Genomic DNA, 7011 nt, shown 5'->3' on the forward strand with positions numbered 1-7011 from the left:
CCGGGCGGACGCCAATCCCCCCGGTGTTTTTCATGCCCGCCTGACGGATGAACAAAACAATGAATTGAAATGATTAATTTTGACTCAAAGATAAACCTCCTTTACACACTTTTTGGGATACTACCGAGTATCACGTACATTCAAATATTCAAAGCCCTTTTTCTCTTTATCACATCGCACCAAAATGGTGGAGAGATTTAGTAGTCAAGAGTTGTTTTATAAGATTATAAAACGATGATATATAATGTATTAAGAGGAATAATTCCTAATGACGGTCATTAGAATCTGCCATCTAACGACAAATCTGGGTTAAAATGAAGTCTGTCTAAATACACTAAAGTTGTCTTTCGTATTAAAAAGTGTATCTCAAGCTTGGCAAGCTTTAGCTATGTTGTAGCTCTTCTTGTATCTGAGGTCTTACTCATTATGTACGACGATCATGAATATAGTCTTTTTACTTACCATCTTTTGGTTGCTGTGTCGCTTGGGTGGTTGCCCCTTAACAAATTGTACAGATTTATGATATTTTGCCAAATCTTTCTTTGCATTGAGGCTGAATTAGTCTCTTTGTAATGATATGCTCTTTTTCAATCTGTTTTGAATAGGGATGTTTTGACTTTCTATTCTTTATAAAGTAGATACTTTTTCCTTTTTTGTTTGAACTGGTCGAGATCTTTTTTCCATGTCTCTTTTATCTGTTCCTCGCTCAATCCTTGTTTAATTTGGTTTAGTAGCTTTTTGTTGCCAATAAGTATCTGGAATGTTCTTTTTCTATCTACCAGTTGGATGTTTTTTTGTTTTGATAGGTTGTAGAAGTATATGAGTGGTTTGAGGGACAATCCTTTAATTTCTTCCGGTGATTGAAATCCCATTTTTATGAGGTCTTTGGATGGTATTCTGAGATCTACTCCGTGACAATGTTTTCCTTTAAGCTTTGGGTTTTGTGCGCCCATTCTTGCTTTTGGCGTAAACCGGTATGTTCCAAATGCCGGATTGTCATAGCCTAAGATTTGAAATGGAGCGTCCGTTCCTCTCCCTACACTCATTACAGTTGCTTCAAAAATGCAGATAGAGGGGTAGAGTCGTATGGCTGTATCATTGGGGAGATTGGGACTTGGAGCTATGGGAATATGATAAGGTTGTCCGTGCTTCCATCCTATAATTGGTATGATGGTAAGGTCACACTGAATGCCATTTTTAAGCCATTTCTCCCCATTGATCATAAGGGCAAGCTCTCCTACAGTCATGCCGTGCAAGATGGGTATAGGGTCTACTCCTACAAATGATTTGCAATCATTTTCTCTAACCGGACCGTCGATATAATCATTTGGGTTTGGGCGGTCTGCAATGATCATCTTGACTTTGTTTTCGGCACAAGCCTCCATGGCATAGTGCATGGTGCTGATATAGGTATAAAATCTTGTGCCTACATCTTGCATGTCAAAAAGTACTATATCTATTCCTTTTAGATCAGAAGGGGTTGGCTTTTTGTGATTGCCATATAGGGAGACAATGGGAATTTTTGTTTTTGTGTCGATGCTGTTCCCGACTTTTTGCCCTGCATCGGCATCTCCTCTAAAGCCATGTTCGGGAGTAAATATTTTGTCTATTCGAATACCTTCGGAAAGGAGTACATCGAGTAGATGTTCTTTTTGGTTGCCACTGATAGAAGTTTGATTGACTAAGAGGGCTATTCTTTTACCTTTTAAGTGTGATGTAAGGAGCTCTATTTGATCTGCACCACATTTAATTTTCGAAGGTATTTGATTTAGGCGGAGTGTATCGGTTGATATTTGATTGCTTTCAGAAGACAAACAGACAGGCAAAGTATCTGTTTTAAGGACCTTTGCCTGCCTGTCTATATGTGTTCGGGTATTTGCCAAAGCACAACTTGTGAGCAATATTGCTGCACAACTTGTAGCTAAGACACCCCGGTGTTTCATTGTTATTTACTTTTTATTGACCTTTTCGTAGTCAGCCATAAACTGAGCGAGGCCACTGTCTGTCAATGGGTGTTTGAGCAGCCCTTTGATAGCTGATAGCGGACAAGTAGCTACGTCTGCACCGACTTCCAGACATTCGATGATGTGTCTTGTGTGTCTTATGCTTGCTGCAAGTACCTGCGTCTCAAATCCGTAGTAGTGATACATCTCAACAATATCTGCCACCAAACCAATACCATCTCCGGAGATGTCATCAATTCTTCCGACAAAAGGAGATACAAATGTAGCACCTGCTTTGGCTGCCAACAAAGCTTGTCCAACAGAGAATACAAGTGTACAATTCGTTTTGATGCCTTCGGAAGATAGTTGTTTGACTGCCTTAATCCCATCTGCTGTACAGGGGACTTTCACGACAATCTGTTTGTGCAAAGCTGCCAACTCGTGACCTTCCTTGATCATTCCTTCGTAATCTGTTGCAATTACTTCGGCGCTGATTTCTCCGCCTTCAACGATATTGCAGATTTCAACATAATGTTTGTTGCAATTTTCTTTTCCGCTAATACCCTCTTTTGCCATAAGGGATGGATTGGTAGTGACACCATCTAATACACCCATTGCATTAGCTTCGCGGATTTGATCCAAGTTGGCTGTGTCTAAAAAGAACTTCATTGTCTTGTATTTATGGAATATTTAATATTTGGGACTTTTCCCAATAATGTGCGACAAAGGTACTAAAAGTATGCGAGAGATAGATGTGCTCTTTTAGTCCTGCCATTCGAAATGATTGTCGTAGAGATGTACCAAAAAAACTCATAGAAAGGATTGTCCCATCTATGAGTTGGATTTGTAAGCAAATAGCTTTTTTATAAATGCAATCTCTTTTTACAGAGATGTATTTAGTGAAAAGGATCAATAAGCTTCGCTTTCGTTGGGGAAGTCTGAAGATTTCACATCAGATATGTAATGCTGTACGGCTGAAGTGATCTCTTCTCCAAGCTGTGCATATCTTCTTAGGAATCTTGGACTAAATCCTTGTGTGATGCCAAGCATATCGTGCATAACAAGTACTTGCCCGTCTACGCCTCCTCCGGCACCGATACCTATGACCGGGATGGTTAGCTCTTTTGCCACTCTTTCTGCCAAGGTAGCGGGGATTTTTTCGAGTACGAGTGCGAAGCAACCCAACTCTTCGAGCAGGTGAGCATCTTCTATTAGCTTTTTTGCTTCGGCTTCATCTTTGGCTCTTACGGAGTAAGTTCCAAATTTGTTGATGGACTGTGGAGTAAGACCAAGGTGTCCCATCACCGGGATACCTGCACAAAGAATGCGTTGTATGCTTTCTTTGATCTCTTCTCCGCCTTCCATTTTTACGGCGTCTACATGGCCCTCCTTCATTACTCTGATAGCAGAGCAGAGTGCCTCTTTTGAGTTTCCTTGGTAAGAACCGAAAGGGAGGTCGCAAACTACAAGTGCTCTTTTGACTGCTTTCATCACTGATTTGCCGTGATAAATCATTTGGTCAAGAGTAATCGGAAGTGTGGTAACATTACCCGCCATTACATTTGATGCTGAGTCTCCGATTAGGATTACGTCCATTCCTGCGCCATCAATCAATGTGGCCATTGAGTAATCGTACGCTGTGAGCATGGCAATCTTTTCACCACGCTTTTTCATTTCAGTAAGTCGTCTGGTTGTCACTTTGCGACTGTCTTCAGGTTGATGTATTGACATTATCAGATGTGGTTTTTATAAGCCTGTCAAGAAATCTGTCTTTTTTGAGTATTCCAATATACAGACGGATGCCGCCGGTTTCTTTTAGTCATCGGCGACATCCTCTCTTTAGGGCTTTAATGTTGCGGACTTATGTCCTGTTAATATATTCGTTTTCTATGTTTGTCTATCCTTTATGGGCTTGTGGTTTGTTGTTGGTTTGACCTTTGAGTATCCCGCTCCGACACAAATGTCAGTTCATAATACCTTTATATACGGCCTTTTCTAAAGACTCACAACAAGGTTTAAGCGATCTCTGCCCGTTTGTGGACGTAATTGGTAATCATTAATCATTAATGAAAAGGGGGATATTCTCGATTATTCCCATTCGATTGTGCTGGGTGGTTTTGAAGATATATCATACACACATCGGTTGACCCCTCTTACCTTATTGATAATTTCATTAGAAACTTTTGCTAAGAATTCGTATGGTAGTCTTGTCCAATCGGCACTCATTGCATCGACCGAATTGACAGCTCTGAGGGCAATGGTATATTCATAGGTTCGCTCATCTCCCATTACTCCAACAGACTTAATAGGCAATAGTATTGCGCCTGCCTGCCATACCTTGTCATATAGACCTTCTTCCCTCATCATACTCATATAGATGTCGTCTGCATCTTGAAGTATTCTGACTTTTTCGGGTGTGATATCACCTAAGATACGGATTCCAAGCCCCGGTCCCGGGAACGGATGTCTGTGAATAAGGTGTGGCATCATTCCCAATTCCAGTCCTACTCTTCTTACTTCATCTTTGAAAAGGGTTTTAAGCGGTTCGACAAGTTTCAGATTCATCTTCTCGGGCAAGCCTCCAACATTGTGGTGACTTTTGATCACCATTCCGGTAATGTTGACCGACTCAATAATGTCCGGATAGATAGTTCCTTGTCCAAGCCATTTGATGTCTTTGAGCTTTTTAGCTTCTTCATCAAATACATCAATAAAACCTTTACCTATAATTTTTCTTTTTTGCTCGGGATCAGTCACTCCCTGCAGTTCGCGGTAAAACTTTTCTGAAGCATCTACACCTATGACGTTCAAGCCAAGATGTTCGTAGTCTTCCAATACCTTTTTTGCTTCATTTTTGCGAAGAAGTCCGTGGTCAACGAATATACAGGTCAGGTTGTTGCCAATGGCACGACTGAGAAGTACAGCACTTACCGAGCTGTCAACTCCCCCTGACAATGCAAGAATAACCTTGTCATTGCCCAATTGGTTTTTAAGCTCCTTGACAGTTTGCTCGATAAAAGACTTGGGTGACCAATTGCCTCTGATACCGCATATATCAATAAAGTTGCCAAGAAGTATCTTCCCTTGTTCTGAATGATGGGCTTCCGGGTGAAATTGTACACCCCAGGTCTGCTCGTTTGGAATTCTGAAGGCTGCATTTGGTACATCTTCTGTCGATGCAATTACTTCAAAACCTTCCGGAAGTTTAGTGATGGTATCTCCGTGAGACATCCATACGACCGAGTGCTGATCGATACCCTTCATTAAGGGGTCTTGTGAGTCACAGCTGTGAAGTGCTGCACGACCATACTCGCGACTTTCGGCCGGCTCGACCTTTCCCCCTGCTTGATGAACAAGGCTTTGTGCACCATAGCATATACCTAACAGCGGTAACTTCCCTCTAATGGCAGAAATATCTATCTTAAACGCCTTTTCGTCATAAACAGAGTATGGACTGCCCGACAAAATTATGCCTTTGACTCCTTCAAGAGATTGAGGCAACTTGTTGTAAGGTACAATCTCGCAATAGGTATTGAGGTCTCTGATTCGACGTCCTATAAGCTGGGTTGTCTGAGAACCAAAGTCCAGGATTAGTATCTTCTCTTGCATTGTATTATTAATATTGAGTATAATTTCTATAAAATGCGACTCGGGAAGAGCATATAAATATATTTGAACATGTTAGATCCATATGTGACAGGTCGATTATACCCGGTTTCGCAATGGAAACTCCACCCAAATCCTTTACAAATCGAATGGTAAAGCAAAATGACTCAACCATTCTTGGTTAAAACAAGGTTGCTTCTTGTTACTTGTTTAGAAGGCAAAGGTAATCAACTTTGCGTACTTAATATAAGTTGTATGGAAATTTTGATATTGAAAGGAGAAAGCAGGACACAAATAAAGGCTGCTACAAATCCCTTGCGGCAGCCTTTGTCTTCACTTAACAACTACGACTATAGAACTTTGATCTATCATCGTTGTACAGATGTCAGGAATCGAACCTGCAGTCCCCCCTTAGGACCGGATCCCCCGACGGGATTATCTGCTTGTCTATATCGTATTTGTGTTATGAAATACAAAAAGTCTACAGAATTAAAAAACTGCAGACTTTTTGTTAACAACTACGACTATAGAACTTTACACATCTATTATCTCGAGCGGAAAACGGGACTCGAACCCGCGACCCCAACCTTGGCAAGGTTGTGCTCTACCAACTGAGCTATTTCCGCAAACATTCTCCATACTTGTACCCGGAGCGGGACTCGAACCCGCACAGCCACAATGGCCAAAGGATTTTAAGTCCTTCGTGTCTACCATTCCACCATCCGGGCTAACTATGGAGTTAGAATACCTATATAGAGCGGAAGACGGGGCTCAAACCCGCGACCCTCAGCTTGGAAGGCTGATGCTCTATCAACTGAGCTACTTCCGCAATGTGCTCACCGCCGTGAGCTCTGCTTTGCTTAAGAGTGTGGGCAGTGATGGATTCGAACCACCGAAGGCGAAAGCCAGCTGAGTTACAGTCAGCCCCATTTGGCCACTCTGGTAACTGCCCTTTTGTTCTCTTTTGCGATGCAAATGTACAACGGTTTTTTATATCTCGCAAATCTTTGGAGAAAAAAAGTGCTCTTTCACTTACACTAATTATAGTTATCCTTGTAATAAAATGTTGATTATTAGCCTAATGAATATCCTATATTAATTTGAAAAAAATATTTGATTTGAGTATGACAGATCTCTTATTCTTTCTCTGTATTGCTCTTACTTACTTTGTATCTATCATAGGATATATCGTTTTCGTTCCATTTATCTTTGGGAGTTGCTTCATTGTCGGGGTATCCGATGAGGATAGCGCTCAGAGGAATTATCTCTTTGGGTAGATTGAGTACCTCGCTTACTTTGTTGATTCGCTCTTCTCGTGGATAAATACCTGTCCAGAGATACTGTCCCGAAAAAGTGTGTAAGACTCAAGACTGTTATCTTTGAAAAAAACAAAATAAAACGATAAACCGTATGAATCTTACACGAGTACAAATTAAAGAAATTATTTCGAATTGTCTGTCAG

The 7011-nt window shown here is 41.1% G+C and carries 4 protein-coding genes and 4 tRNA genes; all 8 read right to left on the minus strand.

Features of this window, described 5'->3' with window-relative positions:
* Nucleotides 1–620 precede the first annotated feature (620 nt).
* Nucleotides 621–1943, minus strand: coding sequence for an exo-beta-N-acetylmuramidase NamZ family protein (locus ACFO3G_RS04275; RefSeq protein WP_380078308.1), 1323 nt, complete (start codon nucleotides 1941–1943; stop codon nucleotides 621–623).
* A gap of 6 nt (nucleotides 1944–1949) precedes the next feature.
* Nucleotides 1950–2612: a fructose-6-phosphate aldolase gene (gene fsa / locus ACFO3G_RS04280; protein ID WP_380078310.1), complete on the minus strand. Its 663-nt coding sequence runs from the start codon at nucleotides 2610–2612 to the stop codon at nucleotides 1950–1952.
* A gap of 240 nt (nucleotides 2613–2852) precedes the next feature.
* Entirely contained in the window at nucleotides 2853–3674 is an 822-nt protein-coding gene (panB, locus tag ACFO3G_RS04285; protein ID WP_380078312.1) for a 3-methyl-2-oxobutanoate hydroxymethyltransferase, read from the minus strand.
* A gap of 357 nt (nucleotides 3675–4031) precedes the next feature.
* A complete protein-coding gene (gene guaA / locus ACFO3G_RS04290; protein WP_380078314.1) occupies nucleotides 4032–5552 on the minus strand; it encodes a glutamine-hydrolyzing GMP synthase in 1521 nt (506 codons plus the stop codon).
* Between the two features lie 550 nt (nucleotides 5553–6102).
* A tRNA-Gly gene (locus tag ACFO3G_RS04295) sits at nucleotides 6103–6175 on the minus strand.
* Between the two features lie 18 nt (nucleotides 6176–6193).
* Nucleotides 6194–6277, minus strand: a tRNA-Leu gene (locus tag ACFO3G_RS04300).
* Nucleotides 6278–6305: 28 nt separating this feature from the next.
* A tRNA-Gly gene (locus ACFO3G_RS04305) sits at nucleotides 6306–6378 on the minus strand.
* A 40-nt stretch (nucleotides 6379–6418) separates the two neighbouring features.
* A tRNA-Tyr gene (locus ACFO3G_RS04310) sits at nucleotides 6419–6501 on the minus strand.
* Nucleotides 6502–7011 lie beyond the last annotated feature (510 nt).

Source organism: Falsiporphyromonas endometrii, from assembly GCF_042654485.1.
Taxonomy (GTDB): domain Bacteria; phylum Bacteroidota; class Bacteroidia; order Bacteroidales; family Porphyromonadaceae; genus Porphyromonas; species Porphyromonas endometrii.